At 39.7% G+C, this 21,067-nt stretch carries 17 protein-coding genes; 1 reads left to right on the top strand and 16 read right to left on the bottom strand.

From position 1 onward, the window contains the following. Positions 1-9: 9 nt before the first annotated feature. The 5 genes from glgD to M8E35_RS14605 form a co-directional block, all read right to left on the bottom strand. Positions 10-1,134: a glucose-1-phosphate adenylyltransferase subunit GlgD gene (gene glgD, locus M8E35_RS14625; protein ID WP_252469927.1), complete on the bottom strand. Its 1,125-nt coding sequence runs from the start codon at positions 1,132-1,134 to the stop codon at positions 10-12. Between the two features lie 13 nt (positions 1,135-1,147). Next, positions 1,148-2,347, bottom strand: a complete 1,200-nt coding sequence (locus tag M8E35_RS14620) for a glucose-1-phosphate adenylyltransferase (protein ID WP_252469926.1) — start codon at positions 2,345-2,347, stop codon at positions 1,148-1,150. A gap of 45 nt (positions 2,348-2,392) precedes the next feature. Beyond that, positions 2,393-4,840, bottom strand: coding sequence for a glycogen/starch/alpha-glucan phosphorylase (locus M8E35_RS14615; protein ID WP_252469925.1), 2,448 nt, complete (start codon positions 4,838-4,840; stop codon positions 2,393-2,395). A 20-nt stretch (positions 4,841-4,860) separates the two neighbouring features. Then, a complete protein-coding gene (glgB, locus tag M8E35_RS14610; RefSeq protein ID WP_252469924.1) occupies positions 4,861-6,744 on the bottom strand; it encodes a 1,4-alpha-glucan branching protein GlgB in 1,884 nt (627 codons plus the stop codon). 292 nt (positions 6,745-7,036) lie between these two features. Further along, positions 7,037-7,996 (bottom strand): EamA family transporter, encoded by a 960-nt coding sequence (locus M8E35_RS14605; RefSeq protein ID WP_252469923.1) that lies wholly within the window; start codon positions 7,994-7,996, stop codon positions 7,037-7,039. A 143-nt stretch (positions 7,997-8,139) separates the two neighbouring features. Between M8E35_RS14605 and M8E35_RS14600 the strand changes: the two genes are divergently transcribed. Continuing rightward, entirely contained in the window at positions 8,140-8,325 is a 186-nt protein-coding gene (locus M8E35_RS14600) for a PspC domain-containing protein (RefSeq protein WP_073030159.1), read from the top strand. A 44-nt stretch (positions 8,326-8,369) separates the two neighbouring features. Here the strand turns inward: M8E35_RS14600 and M8E35_RS14595 are convergent, their stop codons facing one another. From M8E35_RS14595 to M8E35_RS14545, 11 genes are all read right to left on the bottom strand, one after another. Next, positions 8,370-10,325, bottom strand: a complete 1,956-nt coding sequence (locus tag M8E35_RS14595) for a heterodisulfide reductase-related iron-sulfur binding cluster (RefSeq protein WP_252469922.1) — start codon at positions 10,323-10,325, stop codon at positions 8,370-8,372. 101 nt (positions 10,326-10,426) lie between these two features. Further along, entirely contained in the window at positions 10,427-11,275 is an 849-nt protein-coding gene (locus M8E35_RS14590) for an alpha/beta hydrolase (RefSeq protein ID WP_252469921.1), read from the bottom strand. Positions 11,276-11,438: 163 nt separating this feature from the next. Next, positions 11,439-11,807, bottom strand: a complete 369-nt coding sequence (gene ytxJ / locus M8E35_RS14585) for a bacillithiol system redox-active protein YtxJ (protein ID WP_252469920.1) — start codon at positions 11,805-11,807, stop codon at positions 11,439-11,441. 137 nt (positions 11,808-11,944) lie between these two features. Then, positions 11,945-12,715, bottom strand: coding sequence for an ABC transporter permease (locus tag M8E35_RS14580; RefSeq protein ID WP_252469918.1), 771 nt, complete (start codon positions 12,713-12,715; stop codon positions 11,945-11,947). Then, a complete protein-coding gene (locus tag M8E35_RS14575; protein WP_252469916.1) occupies positions 12,699-13,466 on the bottom strand; it encodes an ABC transporter ATP-binding protein in 768 nt (255 codons plus the stop codon). The genes M8E35_RS14580 and M8E35_RS14575 overlap by 17 nt, the downstream gene beginning before the upstream one ends. A gap of 167 nt (positions 13,467-13,633) precedes the next feature. Beyond that, a complete protein-coding gene (locus tag M8E35_RS14570; protein ID WP_252469914.1) occupies positions 13,634-14,617 on the bottom strand; it encodes an ABC transporter substrate-binding protein in 984 nt (327 codons plus the stop codon). A gap of 100 nt (positions 14,618-14,717) precedes the next feature. After that, positions 14,718-16,808, bottom strand: a complete 2,091-nt coding sequence (locus M8E35_RS14565) for a transglycosylase domain-containing protein (protein WP_373887456.1) — start codon at positions 16,806-16,808, stop codon at positions 14,718-14,720. Positions 16,809-17,030: 222 nt separating this feature from the next. Next, the gene (locus M8E35_RS14560; RefSeq protein ID WP_252469913.1) at positions 17,031-17,948 is read right to left on the bottom strand and encodes an EamA family transporter; all 918 of its coding nucleotides are present in this window, start codon (positions 17,946-17,948) and stop codon (positions 17,031-17,033) included. Between the two features lie 258 nt (positions 17,949-18,206). Further along, positions 18,207-19,211 (bottom strand): ABC transporter substrate-binding protein, encoded by a 1,005-nt coding sequence (locus M8E35_RS14555; protein ID WP_252469912.1) that lies wholly within the window; start codon positions 19,209-19,211, stop codon positions 18,207-18,209. A 63-nt stretch (positions 19,212-19,274) separates the two neighbouring features. Beyond that, positions 19,275-20,117 (bottom strand): ABC transporter permease, encoded by an 843-nt coding sequence (locus M8E35_RS14550; protein ID WP_252469911.1) that lies wholly within the window; start codon positions 20,115-20,117, stop codon positions 19,275-19,277. Beyond that, on the bottom strand, positions 20,110-20,877 hold the full coding sequence (locus tag M8E35_RS14545) for an ABC transporter ATP-binding protein (protein WP_252469910.1): 768 nt from the start codon (positions 20,875-20,877) through the stop codon (positions 20,110-20,112). The genes M8E35_RS14550 and M8E35_RS14545 overlap by 8 nt, the downstream gene beginning before the upstream one ends. Positions 20,878-21,067 lie beyond the last annotated feature (190 nt).

Raw genomic sequence — 21,067 nt, 5'->3', positions numbered from 1 at the left:
CCACCTTTCCTAGATGACTGTTTTTTTGAGAACAACCAAAGGGTGACTCTCACTTCCTTTAAGGACATTTTCTCCGTGAACAATGACAGATTTATCAAGAATTGTATAGTTCGTTTGTGCATTGATATGAATATGACATTTTGGCAAAATGATGCTATTTTGAATTCTGCACCCTTGTTCTAGAATCACTCCACGAAATACAATTGAGTTTGTTACTTCCCCCGCAATAGAGCACCCACTGGCAATTAACGAATTGCTGACTTTAGCCTGAGAGGTATATTTGGTAGGAGGATTGTCCACAATTTTTGTATGTGTACGATCCACTCCCAACCATAATTGTTCTCGGACTTTTAAATCTAAAAGATCCATACTTCGATCAAAGTAATCCTTGATAGTGTGAATCGTTCCAATTGATGAATTAGTTGGACTGCCCAAGATTTTAAGAACTTCTATATTCGAAGCAAGGATTACCATTAAACCGATACAACCATATGAACCATACTTCTCAATAATATCCAACAAGAGCTCACGGCGAATTATTATAATATTCACAAAGTTAAGAGGGGCCAGTTCTTCTCTTTCCAGACTGTGCTTGTTATGAATATTTGACACATTCTGGTCCCCATCAACCTCAAGCAGTATTTGATCCTGCGAGTCATTATCTATTGGATTTACTGCTTTATATATCAAGGTAACATCTGCATGCTTGTCCTTATGAAATTCCAAAGTATCTCGGAAATTTATATTGAAGATTTGATCACCGCTGCTTATAAGCACATTTTCTACATAATCCTTCTGTAAAAACTCCAAATTATTCTGTAAATCTTTAATACAAAAGGTATCTTTACTCCCTGCCAAACTATGCATTACACCGGGCAAGATAAATAGCCCTCCGTCTTTACGTTCTAAAAACCAGTCCTTTCCCGCCCCCAAGTGATCTAGCAACGGTCTGTATTGGTGAGGTGTAACTAATCCAATGGTCCTTATACCTGAATTGACCATGCTAGATAACGCAAAATCCAAAATGCGATATCTGCCTCCGAAAGGAACGGCAGCTATTGGCCTTTCTTGGGCAAGCCCTTGTAAGTTATCAGAACCGCTATTAGCAAAAATAATACCTATAGCGTTGGACATTATTTCCCTCCTTTCACATCGCCCGGCTTCTATAGATATGCATGCCGGATTCAATAACAGTTCCTTCTGTGATCAAATGATAATCCTCAATTACTGTTATTCCTTCATACGCAGGGGCGATTTGTCCCCTTGCGCCTATGTTGCAATTCTCCATAATTTCAGCATTTTCACCTATAATCGTCCGATAGACACTAGACCCTTTGTGCAATTTTACATAAGGTAAGATGATTGAATCCTTAATTTCTACTCCTTCGCCTACATAAACCCCTGCTCCCAGGATTGAATTGCTTACCCTACCATGAACAGAACACCCATTACAAATTAAGCTATTCTCGATTTCTGCTGCAGACCCCACAAAATGGGGAGGAAAGATATCTTCGTTGGAAAAGATCCTAAACTTTGGATCGAAAATATTAAGAAAGTGTCCATCCTTTAATGACTCCATATTAGCTTGATAATAGCTTTCAATAGTACCGACATCTCGCCAATACCCTTGAAACTTATAGGCAAAAACTCGTTTTCCTGTACTTAACTGATTTGGAATAATATTTTTTCCGAAGTCATTTTGAGACAGATAATCTGCTTTATCAGCAATTAATGCTTGTTTTAGGGTGGGTCCGTTAAAAATATAGACCCCCATTGAAACCAGATCACTCTCCGGATTAGCTGGTTTTTCTGTGAATTTGGTGACCCGATCTTCCGAATCAATGGTTAGGATTCCAAATCGAGAAGCTTCCTCCCGAGGTACTTGAATCGCGGCCAGAGTTATCTCTGCATTCTTCTCTTTGTGAAACTTCAGCATAAGAGTATAGTCCATTTTATAGACATGGTCTCCTGAGAGAATAATCACATATTCAGGATCGTAATAATCAATGAACTCGTAGTTTTGGTACACTGCATTTGCTGTACCGTTGTACCAACATCCTTCGGTTTCTCCAATGAATGGGGGAAGAATATGAACCCCCCCAAAAGGATTATCCAAGTCCCAAGCAGAACCCAGACCAATATATGAATTAAGTAGAAATGGCTTATATTGGATGAGAACACCAACGGTATTAATATTTGAATTTGTGCAGTTACTCAAAGTAAAGTCAATTATTCGATACTTACCACAGAACGAAACTGCTGGTTTTGCACGATTTCGAGTCAATCCACCTAATCTGCTTCCTTGTCCACCAGCCAATAGCATCGCAACACATTCCTGCCTTTTCATACTTGTCCCCTTTCTCTTAGATTAATCAGGCGTACAGATATTAGATTAATTTGAAGAGATACAATTCACGGTACGATATCGAATCTTCCATATCCAGTCTGCATATTCTCTAATTGTCCTATCACTTGAAAAAATCCCCGAATTTGCAATATTGAGCAGGGAAATTTTGTTCCAATCCTTAGGAGTATGATAAAGCGCCTGTAGTTTTCCATGCATTTTAAGATATGATGGGAAATCTTTTAAAATGTAGAATTCATCGTTATAGATCATGAGGGAATCGTATAGTGTCCTGAATTCCTCACCCATATTATCGAAAAAATCACTGTTCAGTTGATCCACGCACGTTCTGATATCTGGGTTAGCATGGTATTCATCCCATGGCTTATACCCTCCAGAACGACTATAATCCAGCACTTGTTCAGCAGTAAGGCCAAAAATAAAAATATTCTCCTTCCCCACAGCTTCTTGTATTTCTACATTTGCTCCATCCAGAGTTCCTAAAGTTAAGGCTCCATTCATCATGAATTTCATGTTTCCAGTTCCTGAAGCCTCCTTACTAGCTGTTGATATTTGTTCGCTAATGTCTGCTGCAGGATAAATCAATTCTCCTTGTGACACATTAAAATTTTCTAAGAAAACAATCTTAAGCTTTCCTTTTACTTTGGGATCCTGCTCTATTTTTTTGCTCAAAACGTTAATAAGCTTGATCACGGTTTTAGCATAATGATACCCTGGGGCAGCTTTTCCGCCAAAAATAAAGGTTTGTGGACAAGACAAGGAGTCGGGTTCATTCATACATTTATTGTACAAGTGCATAATCTTAAGCACATTAAGCAGTTGCCGTTTATAGGCATGTATCCTCTTCACTTGAACATCAAAAATGGAGCTCGGGTCTAGGATGAGTCCATATTTAAGTTTAGCCTTCTCTGCCAGTCGACATTTGTTCTCGAATTTTACGTTGGCGAGTTGCTCTAAAAAGCTTTGATCGTTCTTTAATACATGAAGTTTTTTAAGTTCTCCGGCATCTTCCTTCCAGTTTGGACCGATTGCCTCTGTAATCAGATGAGACAATTTAGGGTTTGCTGCTAATAGAAATCTTCTATGATTAACCCCATTTGTTTTATTATTAAATTTATAGCCAAAAACTCGATAGTAGTCTTTAAAGACCTCATTTTTAAGAATTGTGGTATGTAATTGTGCAACACCATTAACTGAGGAGCTTCCGACAATTGCTAAATTCGCCATCCAGATATACCCATCTTTAAAGATATGAGTATTTTGCTTGACTTGATCATTGTCCATGAAACGTGCCTTTAAATCCTCCTTGAATCTTCGATCGATTTCCTCAATAATCAAATAGATCCTAGGCAAGAGGTTTTGGACCATATCTATCGACCATTTTTCCATCGCTTCAGGCATAATGGTATGATTGGTAAAGGACATGGTGTTGACAGTGATATTCCAAGCCTCATCCCATCCCATTCCTTCTTCATCAATTAATATACGCATCAGCTCAGGGATACATAAAACTGGATGAGTATCATTAATATGGACTGAGACACGTCTGGAGAAGTCATGCAAAGAATTTAAACCGTTCTTTTTCTTGTAACTCCGAACAATGGTTCCTAAGCCTGCAGCTACAAAGAAGTATTCTTGTTTAAGCCTTAGCTCTCTTCCTGCACGGCTGCTGTCATCCGGATAAAGAATATATGAAATGGCCTCTACTTCCGATCTGAAGCTTGTGGCCTGATTAAAATCCCCTCGGTTGAAACAAGCCAAATCTAGTTCGCTGCATATTGTTTCAGCGCTCCATAACCTTAAGTTGTTGATATACCGAGGATTATCGTAGCTCATAATCGGAACATCGTAAGGGACAGCTAAAACAGGTTCATAGTTCTCATGATAAAACATTGCTTGCCCATCTTTGAATTCAGTTCTGACAGTCCCTCTGTATTTTACGATCACAGCCTTATCAGATTTTCTTGTTTCCCAAGGGTAGCCGTTTTTAAGCCAGTTATCTGCTACCTCAACTTGATTGCCAGATACAATCTTTTGTTCAAATAACCCATATTTATAGCGAATTCCATTACCATGACCATCAATTCCTAAGAACGCCATCGAATCGAGGAAACAGGCAGCCAGTCTTCCTAATCCGCCATTGCCCAAGCCCGGATCCGTTTCTTGCTCTAGGAGATCATCAAGATTAATATCTAACTCTAACAAAGCTTCTCTTACGAGATCCTCAATTTTAAAATTGACTAAATAATTATGCAGGAGTTTTCCAATTAGAAACTCCATTGAAAAATAGTAAATTTGTTTTCCTTGTGATATTGAGTTTTTGTTTACGGCCCGATAATAGCTCATCTTTTCTTTTAGCAACATGACCAAGGCTACAAATTTATCCCAAGAGGTTGCTTCATCTGTAGTAATGCCTTCCCCCTCGATCAATTTCATTAGATAGGCTTGTTTAAAGCTTTCTTTATCCGTAAACATGCGTTTTGTTCCTCCAATACTTAAGTATTCAAGATTGGTTTTAATATAACTATTGCTAAGGGAGCAACATTAATTGTTATTGAAAACTTTTGACCATGCCATGCAACCTTTTCCGCTCCAACTAAGGAAGAATTTATGTGATTGTTGCCCCCATATATGCTCAAGTCAGAATTGAATATTTCCTGATAAAACCCTTTCTTGGGTACTCCGAGTCGAAAATTTACGTAACTGTTTGGTTGAAAATTAATTAATATGATAAGGAAATTATCCGTTTCCACTGCTTTCCGACAAAAAATCAAAATACACTGTTGATGATTATGGACATCAATCCATTCAAACCCTGCCCAATCTTGTTCATTTTGCCAGAGGGCTTTTTCTTGACAATAAAGTTTATTTAAATCGCGTACATAATTTTGGAGCTTTTCATGCATCTCATATTCCAATAGGAACCAATCCAGCTCTGCTTCCTCATTCCACTCGATAAATTGAGCAAACTCCCCACCCATAAATAATAATTTTTTACCCGGATGGCACATCCAATATCCGTATAGACTTCTTAGTCCCGAGAATTTTTGGGAATATTCGCCCGGCATCCTGCCAATTAAGGACCTTTTGCCATGAACAACCTCATCATGAGACAACGGTAAAATATAATTTTCAGAAAAGGCGTAAGTCATCGAGAAAGTTAACAATTGATGATTGTCTTTGCGCAAGGGAAAATCGAGCCCCATATACCGCAAAGTGTCATTCATCCAACCCATATTCCATTTAAAATTATAGCCAAGTCCATTTTCATCTGTTGGGCAGGTGACTAGCGGCCATTCCGTAGATTCTTCTGCAATCATCAGTACATCCGGGAAATTTTGAAGAACTGCTTCATTTAATCTTTTCATAAAAGCAACAGCCCGAAGATTTTCTCTGCCTCCATTAATGTTAAGTTTCCAAGAATGCTTCGGCTTCTCATAGTCTGGATAGAGCATACTGCTTACTCCATCAACTCGTAAGCCATCAACATGGAATTTATCAAGCCAAAACATTGCGTTTGAAATGAGATAACTCCAAACCTCTGTTTTCTCAAAATTAAAGTTATAAGTACCCCATTGTTCATTTTCGTCATTTTCATAAACTGATGATCCGTTAAATTGACCCAGTCCATGAGCATCTTTACAGAAATGACCAGGCACCCAATCTAGAATAACTCCGACGCCCTCCAGGTGACATTGATTAACAAAACACATAAAATCTTGGGGATTTCCGAATCGACTTGTGCAGGAGTAAAATCCCGTTAATTGATATCCCCAGGAACCATCGAAAGGGTGTTCCATAATCGGCATCAATTCAATATGGGTATAACCCATGCTTAGTACATAATGCAGTAACTCAACTGCTAATGTGCGCCAATTATAATATGTTCCATCCTCTTTCCTTCTCCATGAACCAAGATGAACTTCATATATTAAAAGAGGCATTTCCTGAACATTTACCCCTCTTTGCTTCATCCAAACTTGATCCTGCCAACTAAATCCCTCAAGTTGCCATACGATAGAAGCTGTTGCGGGTCTGAATTCTGAATAAAAGGCAAAAGGATCGGATTTCAAAAATACTTTTCCGCTCTTCGTATGAATTTCATATTTATATAACTGTCCTTGAAGAACTTTCGGTATAAAAACAGACCAAACCCCACTGGTCCCAATCTCGGTCATTGAACTATCAGTGGAAGACCAATTATTAATCTCTCCTACGAGGCAAACGTTGTGTGCTTCAGGCACCCATACCGCAAAATTCGTCCCGATTAATGAGTCACATTCAATTATATGAGCCCCCATCTTTAAGTAGCTATGGTATAATTCTCCACAATTGAAAAGATATATTTCATCCGGTTCAAGATAGAGCTTTGTGTTCATAATTTGTCACTACCTTCTTCACTCTGGTTCCTACTCCTTATAGCTTAATTATTCTCTTAGCAAATGGCATTTCCTTTCATTTTGTGGGAAATATTTACTGACATGTTTCGTCATCTTTTCTTAAGACCTAGATTTCCATTGCTTAGCGTGTATTGACAGCATATGCGATTAAAGAATCAATGGGTCCAGAAATTCTTAATATATAACCTTAATGGCAAAGAGAGTTCCTACCTCAGTTGGTAAGAACTCTCTTTGCTAAATTTATACATACTTTTACAATATTGGACATTCTCTACTTTCCGACTTTACGAAAGGCGAGCTCGGGTTGATGATACACAGTATTATTACATTTCTCAAGAGCACTAATTTGGATTAGGGCTACTCCCAACAAGATCAGACCACTCCCTAAAAGCTGGGTCAGCGTTAGTAGTTCTCCTAAAAAGAAAAAAGCTGATATAGCACCAACCACAGGTTCAAGCATTCCTATCATTCCCGCTCGGAAGGCGCTTAGATTTTGCAATCCCTTAAAGTATAGTCCAAACGGTAAAATAGTAGCAATTACTGCAATATATAAAAACTGTAACCACGCTAATCCTCCATAGCGCATGGCAAGAGTCCAAGGGGCTTGATAAATGCACCAGGTCAAGGAACCAAAACCCATCCCCCATGTCAAAAGTGTCCATGCGTTATACTTTACTAACCCGCGCTTTCCATACATTGAATAAAAAGCAAATGTACATGCAGCTGCTAAACCGTACATAACTCCCACAGGGTTTAATGTAAAACCTGAAGTTGTTCCAACAACGATCATGTAGCCACCACCAATCGAGGCACACAAAGCCACAATTTTTATCCAAGTGAGAAACTCCGTTCGCAATATTAACCCAACGACTAGAATAATAATCGGTGCAGTATATTGTAGAAAAAGAGCTGTAGCCACATTCGTTAAACTAAGAGAAAGCAGATACGTAAATTGAAGCATGCCTAAACCCACAATGCCAAAAATAGCAATATACCCCAGATCAGACCTTCGGACACGCAGTAACTTCGGTTTACTGATGGAAATAACAAACACTAAAAGGCAAAAAGACAGCGTGAGTCTCATCTGAGCGACATCAAATGGTGAAAGGTCATTATTAAATAAGTTCTTAGCAAAAGTTGCAGATGTACCCCAAAGTACGGCCGCTCCAGTAACCTGAACAGCACCCAGCCAGTGTCTAGGGAGCTTGGTGATTTTATCGAGGATTAACAAAATGACAACTCCTTATGCATAGATATTTTTATAAGTGTGTAACATTTGATTCCCCTCTTACGTATTAAGAGTGTAATGGTAAAACAGTCAGCCAACAAGGATAAAGTAAACAGGCAGAAAACGATAGCAAAGGAGGAAAAATTATGTCAAAGCGCTTGTATCGATCTAGCCTTGATAAGCAACTAGGGGGAGTCTGCGGAGGATTGGCTAAATACTTGGAACTTGACCCAAGTCTTGTCCGGATTGCAGCTATTATTCTTATGTTTGTAGGCGGAACAGGATTCTTAGCCTATCTTGTCGCCTGGTTCGTGATCCCCAGTGATATTTAGATCATTTTACTAATTTTACTTATGCATCTGTTGAACCAGAAAAGCTACAGCGCAGCATTAACAATTTCCGCAATGTCCATGCTTTGCATATCTCCATTATGTCCGCTAATCGCTCCACTCAATGTGGTTAAACATAATGAACATGCACTGGCTAAAATATCAGCTTCAGTTTTCATGGCCTTCCTGACCAGGATGCCATGAACCGATTTCTTCCCGTAATCTCCCAGCCATACTCGTCCACCGCCGGCTCCACAGCAAAAAGCATATGTTCGATTATTTCTCATCTCGATCATTTCTAAGCCTGGGACCGAGTTCAAAACCTCTCTTGGGGCATCGTAAATAGAATTATATCTTCCCAAATAACAAGGGTCATGTAACGTAACTGTGCTATTAACAGACCCCTTTAGGCTAATTTTCTCTGACTTAATCAGCTCTAATAGATACTCTGAATGGTGCACCACCTGATAATGCCCCCCAAACTGAGGATAATCGTTTTTTAGTGTGTTGTAGCAATGAGGACAATGAGTTAAAATCGTCTTGAATTTGTAACGGTTTAAGGTTTCAACATTTTTAAAGGCTAAGTGTTGAAATAGCTTTTCGTTACCTAGACGCCTAACGGAATCTCCGCAACAGTTTTCTTCTTCTCCTAAAATTGCATAGTTAACTCCGGCCTTTTCTAATATATTGAACATTGCTTGTGAAACCTTTTGATTACGTGATTCATACGAGCCAAAACAGCCTACCCAATATAGGATATCTGTCTCTTTTTCTTCACTTAGTACTGGAACCGGTGAGTTTTCAGAAGAATTAAATACCATGCTTTCTTTGGGTTCACCCCAAGGATTGCCTGATTCAGAGATATTATTAAATACCTGCTGAACCTCTGGGGGTAAGCCCTGGTCATAAGCAGCCAGACTTCTTCGCATATCAACAATTCTTTTGACGTGCTCTATATAGATTGGACATTTGATTTCGCAAAGACCACACGTCGTACAAGACCAAAGTGTCTCTCTGGAAATCACCTTATCTATGATAGGGTCCTTATTTTTTTTGCCGGCATGCTTCTTTAAATCTTGTATCACGTCTCTTGGCGTCAAAGGTGCTCCACTCATATTCGCGGGACAGCCCTTCTGGCATCTTAGACAAGAAATACAAGCATCTAATTCAAGAAGTTGTTTCTTACTAAACTCTTTAAGATGACCAGCCCCAATATTATTAAACTCAGTAAGCGGAAAATCGACTGGGGTTAGTGCCCCAATCTGTGAATATGATCTTAAAAAGATGCTCAAAGGAGAAGACAACATGTGGAATAGCTTTGAGTAAGGGATATAGGCGATCAGCCCAAAGGTTAGAAACATATGAAAATACCATAGAAAGGCATGAACAACTGAAGCTGAACGAGCAGACAAACCAATAATTCCAGTAATTCCAGAGAAAAGCAGCCCAACTGGTGACCACCATGCCCAGGGGTCGTCCGTCGAGTAAATTCTTAAACCCTCTAAAACAAAACCTGAAAAAAGAATTGCAAACACAAGAATTAAGACTGCTGCATCATCATAAGTGTCATTCTCAAAATCTCTAATATGTATATATCGTTTATAGGCAGCCATTACTATGCCAATCATAGCCATTAGCCCAAATAAATCGAGCAAGAGGCTAAGTACTAAATATTTCTTCCCATAGAACAATGGAATTCCAAATTGATCTTGGATTGCAATAACTAATGTTCCAAACGTTAATATAATAAACCCATAAAAGATCCCTAAATGCATAAACCGGCGATAAGGCGCCCTAAAAACATCTTCGTCATGTTTAAAGACAGCAGAAAAGAATGTCTTAAATCTTAAAAGTAGATTATCGTACCTAATAGGTCGTCCTTGCTGCCAATTCCTAACCTTTTTGATGATTCCTATGATAAATATAAGGAAGGCTATCAGTGCAAAAATATACATTGTAGACTTTTCGTCGATATTCCAATATAGCTGCCTGGTCGCCTCCATATAACACCTCAATAAATTATTATAGTGAACTCGTGATAATTGCCGAAAGCTCAGTCGTTACGAATTCGCGCTGAAGGATCAATTACGCTTGGGAGGAGCGATTAGTCTCCACTAGAGACTTGAAGTTCTAACCAGTTGATAATGAAGGCAATTATCTCTTCCTTCTCGAGTTCATTATGAAGCTCATGATATAAGTCTTGCCATATTTTTAGAGTACAATCTTTCTGAACACAGCCAGCAAATCTCACAGAGGCTTCAGGAGATGTGATTCGGTCACCTCCACCGTGCATCAGCAGTAAGGGCAAATTAAACTGAACAGCATTTTTCATCGCCCAGCGCCCAGCTTGGTCCATAGCAGTAAATAGACGGACAGAAATTTTCTCATGAACCAGTGGATCAAGTTCATAGGCCTTGACCACACTAGGATCATGTGAAAGCGCATTTAATTCCAGTCCGTTGGAAAGTGAAAATGTAGGCCAAAGCTTACTAAGAAATCTTACGAACGCTCTAATGAATGCAGGCAATTGAACCGTTAACTTAAGCCATGGGCCTGTAACAATCACTCCAGAAAACTTCGGTAGTCGACGTATAACATAATTGAGCACTAAGTTGCCACCCATGCTATGACCGTACAGGAAGGCAGGCAAATCCGGAAAACGCTTTAAAGTTTGTCGTCTAAAGCAGTCAATATCAGCCAATAATATCTCATAGGAGGGTGTATGTCCGCGCCTGCCTGGTGAATTGCCGTGACCGCGTTGATCAAAGGTTGATAAAATATACCCTGCCTGAGTAAATTTAAGGGCCATATTAGCATATCGCCCACTGTGTTCACCTAATCCATGCAAAAGAATAATAACGCCCCGAAGCTGAATATCTTCTGGTTGCCATTCTCGTGCGAAAAGTTCTGCTCCATCATTTGTCCTGAATTCAAATTCTGTGTACTTCAACATCAATTCACCCTTCCGAGATTGAACAAAAAAAGCTTCTTTAAAAGAATATCATACAATTGAATACTAGAACAAATCTCGATACACAAAATAATCAATAAAGGAGCTCGCCGTAAACGAAAAGCTCCAAGATTCTGAGGGAAACACTCAATTTACATTCTCGAACCTAATTGTTTAGATTAAAGAGTGATATTTCGCCTTCTAATGCCTTCTTAATATTCGTTTGGGTCACAGCCTGATGTGAAGCATGCCATAAAACCTGCCCCTTATTTATAAGTAAAGCTTGTGGTGATTGATGCTTAATTCCTAAATTCTCAGTTGCTAGATTAGAAACCGGTCGAGACTCAATCACTTTGATCATAACCACTAGGACTTCATCCGAACTTTCCTGAATAAAATCCTGCACTTCCCGCCATGCTCGCGCACTGATTGGACAGGTTGTACTATGTTTAAAGATTATGATTTTTCGTTGATGAGACTCCTCCATAATACCTTCGAATTCTTGGATACTAATGATTTTTTTGAACTCTGCCATTGTTTTCACTCCTTATATGCTGGGTGTTACCCTCATTCCAGTTGCCATCACTGTTATAGTTACGTTTATATCCGAGAAATATCCTGGATAATAATCATAACTTTGGTGTTTAATGTTTCAAAGTTCTTGGTTAAAGCCTAGTTACCTTTTAAATGTTGCCAGCGACATAGGATATTGTCGAAGAAGTCTACGACAATAAATAGTCCAACCCCAAGTAAGGCCATCATAATAATTCCAGCAAACATCTCATCCGGCGCTGCGCGGCTCCAAGAATCCATAATAAAATATCCTAACCCTTCAGTAGTAGCGAAGGACTCGGCAAAGAACAAAACTGCAATAGCTGTGCCCATACTTAAGCGAAGAGATGTCAATACATCCGGTAAACTGGCTGGCAAGAGTACGTAGCGATAAACTTGGGCCCTGTTTCCGCCTAAAGAACGCAGCGAGGAAATTGTTTCGGACTGTACCCTGCGAACAGCATCCCGCGTTGTGACTAATATTTGAAAAAAGACGATAAAGGTAATGAGGAAAATCTTTGAAGCGTCTCCTAAGCCTAGAAACAAGAGTATTAAAGGCAGAAATACTATCTTGGGGATAGGATAAGTAATATAAACTAAAGGGGCTAAAAATCGGTCTATGCTTCGTTCAAAGCCCATAATCAATCCTAGAGGAAGCCCCACTAGTAACGCGGTCAGCGTGGACAGGACAACCCGGTAAGTACTGACCCAAAAGTGTCTTCCAAGATCTGCTTCAAATAATCTTGCAGTGGCGAGGATTGCTGCCTTCGGTGTTGGCAAAAGGGGATTTTTAAGACTCCATGCTGCATACTGCCAGAGTACGACTAAGAATATTGCTGCTCCTATGTATCCCCAGAACTTTCCCCTTAATATTCTACTTCGCAGATTCATCGAGTCCACCCCTTTCTAGAAGTGAACGAACATAGCTGGTTTTCCGGAAGAATTCCTCAGTCTGGCGATATCCTCTTTGCCCAACTAGTGGGTTGAGAATCTCCCCCACTACCTGAGTGGGCCTGCCATCCAGCAATACTAAGATACGGCTGCCCAGAAAAACTGCTTCTTCAATACTGTGGGTTACTAGAACAGTCGTTAATTGCTGTTCCTGCCAAATTTCTAACAGAAGTGTCTGAAGTCTTTCACGTGTCAAGGCATCTAAGGCCGACAAAGGTTCATCCATTAACAGTAAATCAGGTTGTAATGTTAAAGCGCGAGCCAATGCTACTCTCTGTCTTTGACCTCCACTCAACTGACTGGGAAAGTTGTGTTTTACCTCTCCTAATCCCATTTTCTGAATCATGTCCTCAACTAGCACCTTATATTTGCCCTTGGTCATATGCCTAACCCGTAAACCTAAACTAACATTTTGTTCTACATTTAGCCATGGAAATAACCCATATTCTTGTAGAATAAAAGCTGTTTTCTGACGGGTACCCTTCACTGGCTCACCCCAAATCTGGATCTCGCCTCCTGTGGGAGGCATCAACCCAGACAGAAGGTAAAGAAGGGTACTTTTCCCACAGCCTGAAGGACCTATGAGAACCAGGCTCTCTCCTTGTTCTATCTTCAAATTAAAATTGTCGTAGACCTTTACCTGTGACTTTGCTTGATTATATCTTAGATCACAATGAGAAACTTCAATCACAGGTTGTTCGCTCCTTTATACGGAAATGTTACCTGATGTCAGTGGTCAGAGGCCGGAAGCCAGAATCGAAGTGCGAAGTTCGTGGTTCGAAACGCGAAGCTTCACATATCTGGGCTAATCGCCACGATCTATAAATGCCAAATTTCAAATGACGAAGATCGTTTCTGCTAGTTCGACAGTAGACTGGGATCCACTAGCTCTTGATAGTCATACGCTTGGGGAATGAGCTCTTTTTCAACCATCCATTTCATAACACTCTCGACTTCTTCCTCTGTTGGAAGCTGGAGCTTTGAGAAAGTTGGAGTTTTATAGCTATCCTTTAAATCTTGAGGAATTTGTGCTTTTTCCAAGAAAAGATCACGATATTGATTAGGATTATCCGTCAGGGCTTGTCCAGCAGTGCCATAAGCTCGAACGGCAGCTTTAATTCCCTCAGGGTTCTCTTGAATACTCTTAGTGCGGAATAAGAAAACAGTTTGGGAAATATTCTTGTAAGTATCATCCACAAGCACATGAGCTCCTTTTGCTTGCGCAAGGGAAGCCAAGGGATCAGGAAGGCAAGCTGTATTGATCTGGTCCGAAAGCAACATATCTAAACGCACTGGCATCTTAGGAATCGACATCTTCTTTACGTCATCGAGCTTAACTCCTTTATCAAGAAGCATTTGATCGCTGACGTAATCGATGATTGAGTTCTGGGATATCCCCAGTGTCGCTCCGTTTAAGCCTGCCAGATCTTTAATACCCGAGTTAGGTGAGGATAAAATTGCAAAACGGCCCTCCTTTGGAGTTGCACCGAGTCCGATAGTAGCAATTTTTACATCTGTGCCGATTTTTTTTAATAAAGCTACAGCTAACAAATCTGCAACTTGTCCATCGATTTGCCCTGCTTGCATAGCCGCATCTCGTTCCATAGCACTCGCAAAACTGACTAGTTCTACTTGAACCCCTTCTTTAGTGTATATTCCATCCTTTTCAGCTACATAGAACGGCAAGTTATCTTCAATCGGCAAAACCCCGATCTTGACTATTTTACTCTCACTTTTCTTTGGTTGATTCTCCGCGGCTTTTTGTGCACTACAACCAAAAATAAAGATTGCTAAACTTAGAACAATCAAAACCATCCCAAACCTAGAAAATCGTTTTCTCATTTGAACTCGACACTCCTATCTTCTATACCCTAAACTACTTATTTTTGACACAATTTTAATTATTCGACACAGAATTTGTTATACCTTTTTCTTTAAATGTTCATCTGTTCTTATCTTTATCTTTGTCTTTTCCTTTACTTTTAGCTCCATTCCCAAACTGATCTTTGTCACTTTCTAAGGGTGGAAAATTTTCTTGAAACCACTTGTATACTTTGTTGGAAAGCTCATTCTGTTCAATGTATTCCTCTGGAATTTCAAAGGGGACGACCGGTGTGGCCATTAAGGCTCGAGACAGAATCTCGTGAAAAACCGCAGCAGGCTCAGAGCCGCCTGAAGTAGTTAGGTAGTGATTACGATCAGTGTTATCATAACCCATCCATACAGCAGCCGTGAGTTCAGGAGTGTAACCAACAAACCAAACATCTTTAACTCCTTTGTTGATTCCTAAAAATTCTTGAGTGTGGGGAAGTTCGACAGAACCAGTTTTACCTGCTGTTGGTCGATCAAGATAGGCATTTTCTCCTGTTCCATTCTTGACAACCTCTTGTAACATGAGAGTCATCATGTAGGCTACGCTAGGAGTAGTCACTTGAACCACCTCTGGTTGGACTTGGAATAAAACTGTACCTTCTTTCGTGGTAATCTTACTAATGGCATGGGCTTTATGCATATCCCCAAGATTGGCAAAAACTCCGTAAGCTTGCGCCATTTGAAGGGGTGTAACCCCTTTAGAACCCCCCCCCAGGGCTAAGCTGAGGGTGTGATCCTCCTTTTCCAGAGGGATTTCACAACGTTTAGCGAAATCAACACCACTTTCTATCCCTATTTCATTAAGTAACCAAACTGCGGGGATATTCCAAGAATTACGAACAGCTTCTTGCATTGTTATATAACCGCGATTCTGGTTGTCATAATCTTTGGGCGAGTACCCATTAATATTTAAGGGGTGGTCGCTAACCATGGTATTAGGAGTATAGCCCTTTTCCAAGGCTGGAGCATAAACCGATAAAGGCTTCAAGGCAGAACCCGGTTGGCGCTCAAGTTGGGTCGAATGGTTCAACCCGCGGTATACTCTTTCACCCCTGTATCCTACTAATCCTCTGATGCCTCCAGTCTTATGATCTAAGATAACCACTCCGCTTTGGACAATTTGGTCGTCTTTTCCTTTAGGAAAATAATGGCTTTCTTCATAGACGTTTTCGGCCGCCTCTTGAACCGCTGGATCCATTTGAGTATATATTTGCAGGCCTCCGTTTAAGATTTGTTCTTCTGTAAAACCGATGCGATTAATTGCTTCTTCAATGACATAATCTACATAGGGAGCATATTGTCCGGAAAGGTCGCTTAACGATCCCTTTTTTAAGACAATAGGTTGAACTATTGCCTTCTCGTACTCTGCTAATGTGATATAATTTTGGTCTTTCATCAATGATAGAACCAAATTTCTTCTTTCCAAAGACTTTTGCTTGTTATTTAGCGGGGAATAAATAGTAGGGGCTTTAAGCAGCCCAGCGAGCAAAGCAGATTCTTCTAGAGTCAGCTCATCAGCATTTTTAGCGAAATATAGTTGGGCAGCATTTTGAAGGCCCCAACGCCCTTCACCAAAATATATCTGATTAAGATAGGCTTCTAGAATTTCCTCTTTATCAAGTACAGCCTCAATTTTTAGGGCATAAGCAGCTTCCTTTAGTTTCCGAGCCAAGGTTTTATCCGAAGCTAAAAAAAGATTTTTAGCTAATTGCTGGGTGATCGTGCTTCCCCCTTCAGAAAAGTCACCCGTTATCACATCTCTATAAAGAGCACGTGAGATAGAACGAAGATCGACTCCTTTATGCTCATAGTAGCGACGGTCTTCAACCGCAATAATCGCGTTTTTCATAACGAGAGGAATTTGCTGTCCAGTAACAGGTTCGATCCGTGAGGATGAAAGTTGGGAAATACGGTTGCCTTTTTGGTCGTAAAGATAAGAGGGTTGAGCTAGAGGAGTCTGTAATTTGCTAATATCTAAGGAGGAAATATAAATGGTAATTCCCCCGCTGATAAGAGTAGTAAACAATAATAGTATAATGCCTAATCTGCTCCAAAACTTTGGATTTTTCCATGGTTTGAAGTTTTTCAGAAAGTGGTTAATTTTAGATAAAAGCACACCCACTTTCGATTTTTCGAGCTCTAGTGTACTTGTTTTTTCCAAATGGGATACCTTCTTTCAATACGGCCTTAGCTAGGGGAAAACATAGTATTATTGTACCACAATGAAAAGCATAAACAGAATAAAAGGCTGTTGCTTAATATTTAAAAACAAGAGCCTTTCAATCCCCTCAATATGAAGAGAATGAAAAGCTTCAAGCACAAATTCGTATTTATTTGGACCCCCAAGGACCTTGTTTCAATCTTTAGTACCAGAAAGGATTCTTTAGTGTACTGAAGAATCTACCTGTTTGATCATTTTCGGAGCCGGTGACAAAACGGCGAAAATACCGCCTATGATAACGAAGCCGCCCCCCACTGCTTGCACAGGCGTTAGTTGTTCATTGAATAGAATTACTGCTAAAATAACAGTCATTAAGGGTTCACTTGTACTGATAATTGAGGCAGATGTTGCACCTATACGTTTAATACCTTCAAAAAAAGTCAGCATCGCAATAATGGTCGAGAAAAGAATAATTCCACCTATCCCCAACCAAGTGCCCCAAGAGAGATTCCAAGTTGTCCCGCCAATGGGTAACCCGATTATTCCATAAGTAACCGCAGCTGAAGTAGAAATTATTGTAGTACTGACTAAAGGGGTCGTTGTTTTCAACACTTTATTTCCTATCAGGATATATAGCGCATAAACAAAGGCAGCCCCAAGTGCTAGCATAACTCCAAGATAATTAATTCCTTGAAAAGCCACCCCTAAGACTAAGACTAAACCAAAGGTTGCTAAAAGCAATCCTGCAAGCTTATAGCCAGAGAATTCTTCTTGTTTGATCAAAACCGCAATGACAGTAACAATAATGGGGTAAGCATAAAGAAGTAAAGCTGCTAATGATGCTGGAATAAATAGTACTGAAGATATATATAGACCAGCCATCATAGAATAGCAAATCCCCCCCATGCCCCATAAAAGAAGCCATGTCCTAAGGGGCAGCCGTGGAAATCCTTCCAGAGAAATAGTAATCCCCCAGAAAATAAGGGCTGCTATGCTAAATCTAACAAATAAAACCGTAGATAGACCCGCGCCTCCTGCAAAAACTACTTTCCCCAGGATCGGGTAAACACTAAAACCTAAAGTGGAAATAAGGATTAATAGTACTGCTAATCCATTAGCCTCTTTCAGTTTACCACTCATCTTTGTTCACTCTTGACGATAGTTCAATGACTGTTAAACGATTAAACATTTTGGTTAACTCCTTTAGAGATGATTCCTCTATTATCCAGGATACATTAAATTCTGTCAATTGATTCTTGTACATTTACAAGGGTTGGCTGGTCTTTCTAATTTTACTCACCTGAAGATGCGAAGGGTCAGGAGTCTAACGAGCAATTGAAAAGGGACCAAGCTTAATGCCTAATCCCTAATTCCTAATCCTCACTGTACTTGTTTATCTTATTTGATATTCTTTACCGCGTTTTCTCCAAATTGTTTTGTTACTACTTTTTCATAAGGTGCAATTTTGTTTAGCTCTCCAGCATCCTTAATAATTTGTTGCAAAAGATAAAAGTCATTTTCTAAGAGGACAGGATCCAACTTCCAAGAATTTTGCTCCTTATAATTTTTAACCGCGCTCACAAGTATTTGATCGTTTTCATCGGGGAATTGAAGTTTTATAGCCATAGCGATTTCCTCAGGAGTATGACTTGCTACCCAAAGCTGGCCTTTATAGATTGCATTAGTGAACTTTTGAATAAGCTCTGGATTTTTCTCAATTGTGCTTTTTTTAGTAAAATATGCTGTATAGGGAACCTCACCGCTCTCCTTGCCTAAAGAAGCTACGATATATGCTTTACCTTCTTTCTCCATGCTTGATGCAGTAGGCTCAAAGATAATGACATAATCCCCTTGACCTCCTATAAAGGCGCCCGGCATTGCTGCAAACTGCATCGTGGTATCAATGGAGACGTCTTTTCCTACAGTCAAACCATTTTTGCTTAAAACATACTGTAGGACAATAGCGGGCATTCCGCCCTTACGTCCGCCTATTACATTCTTTCCTTTGAGGTCACTCCATTTAAAGTCTGGATCGGGCGTTCTGCCCATGAGGAACGTACCGTCTCCGTTAGTAAGTTGGGCAAATACAACACTATTATCCTCTTTGCCTTCGTTATATACATAGACACTTGCCTCTGGGCCTGCAAAACCTATATCAACTTGGCCAGATAACACAGCCGTCATAACCTTATCTGCCCCTTGACCATTTGTAAGCTCGACTTTAAGTCCTTCTTCTAAAAAGAACCCTTTACTCATGGCTACGTACTGAGGAGCATAGAAAACAGAATGGGTTACCTCTGAGAGCTTAACCTTAGTTAGCGCAGTTTGATTGTTACAGCCTGACAGCACTAGTGATACGCCTAGAATCACTGCAATAAGTACGAGCATAAATCTTTTTTTCATCGCTAGTATCCTCCTTTAATTTCATTAGAATTTCTACTTTGTAAAAATAAAGAAACCACTCGCTCAAGTCTTATTTTTTACGAGCATTTTTTCAAGGTATACCACCCCCTGATACATTACTGTAGCTGCCACACCTAAGATGATGACACTAGTCATCACTAGATCTAATTTGAAAACTTGACCTCCGTAAACAATGAGGTAGCCTAATCCGGCTTTAGATACTAAGAACTCTCCAACAATAACTCCCACCCACGATAATCCAACATTTATTTTTAGAGCATTTATAAAGGTTGGGTATGAGGCTGGAAGCAGAACTTTTGTCAGCACTTGGAATTTTGTGCCGCCGAAGGTCTGAACAAGCTTAATCTTTTCTTGATCAATGGTTAAGAATCCATTCAATACTTCTAAAACTGTGACAATAAGAGAAATTGCCAAGGTCATAACAATGATCGCCGCAGGGCCTGCACCAATCCAAACAATGAAGACAGGGCCTAGTGCGATTTTAGGCAAACTGTTCAAAACTACTAAATAAGGCTCTAAGACTTTACACAAAAATTCAGACCACCATAACATAATGGCAATTAACGTACCTAACACTGTCCCTAAGACAAAACCAACAATAGCTTCAAGACAGGTTATTCCAATGTGCTGAAAAAGCACGCCATCTACATATAGCCTAATCATTGTTTTTAAAACCCTTGATGGCTGACTTGTAATAAACGGATCTACAATTTTGGCATTAGCACATATTTCCCAAAGCAACAAGGCAGTGCAAAAAATTAATAACTGTATAACGCGAACAAATATTTTTTCCATCCTAACTCGATGGAGATAGTCCTTATGTTCGGGAGAAATGCCAGAGACCTGAGCCCTATGGGAAATACTGTCTTTCTTCAAATTAAACATGGACATCAAGCCCCTTCCATATCTCTTGAAAATAATACCTAAACTCTGGTGTTTCTCGAGAAGATAAGGGGGTCCTGTTATCACAGTTCAGATTGATTTCATAGATATTTTTTACTGTTCCAGGTCTCTTCGATAATAGGACTACTCGGTCCGCCATGCTGATACTTTCGGAAATGTCATGGGTGACCAGCAGCGCAGTTTTATTCTCCTTTTTGATAATGTCATAGATATCATCATTGACCACCAGTCGGGTTTGAAAGTCCAATGCAGAGAAAGCTTCATCTAATAACAAAATTTGAGGATCAGTCACAAGCGTTCTTATAAGAGCAACTCTTTGTCTCATTCCTCCCGAAAGCTGGTTAGGATATTTATCTTTAAATTCGTAAAGACCATATGTTCTTAGGAGTTTTATGGCATGCTCCTTCGTTGAACGTGTAACATTTTTTCTTATTTCAAGTCCGAGCATGACATTTTGGTAAATGGTTCTCCAGTTAAAAAGATGATCCTTTTGTAACATATACCCTATTTTCGGAGACGTCCCCATGACCTTTTCCCCAGAAAGGAAAACCGTACCAGAGGTTGAAAAAATAAGTCCCGAAATAATCGATAATAAGGTGGATTTCCCACAACCGCTTGGGCCGACAATACTAACGAACTCTCCATCGTTCACTGAAAAATTGATATTATCCAAGGCTGTTATTTCTCCATTGAGGGATTGATATTTCATTCCTACGTTATGAACTTCGACGACTGGTTTCAACGGCATTCCCCCCTTAACACATCTCTGTTTTTATTAGTTTATTGGGAAGTATATTCATCGGTGAACAATTCGTAAATTTACCAAATAACAATTAGAGACTCCAATCAATAATCACATTGTAAAAACGAGTAATAACAGCTCCTAATCTTAAAAAAGTTTATACTAATTAGGGCTTGCTAACCAACCCCCT

Origin of the sequence: Desulfosporosinus nitroreducens (assembly GCF_023897015.1) — a bacterium.
GTDB lineage: Bacteria > Bacillota > Desulfitobacteriia > Desulfitobacteriales > Desulfitobacteriaceae > Desulfosporosinus > Desulfosporosinus nitroreducens.
The sequence above is the reverse complement of the archived record's forward strand: the minus strand, read 5'-3'. Positions and strand labels throughout refer to the sequence as shown.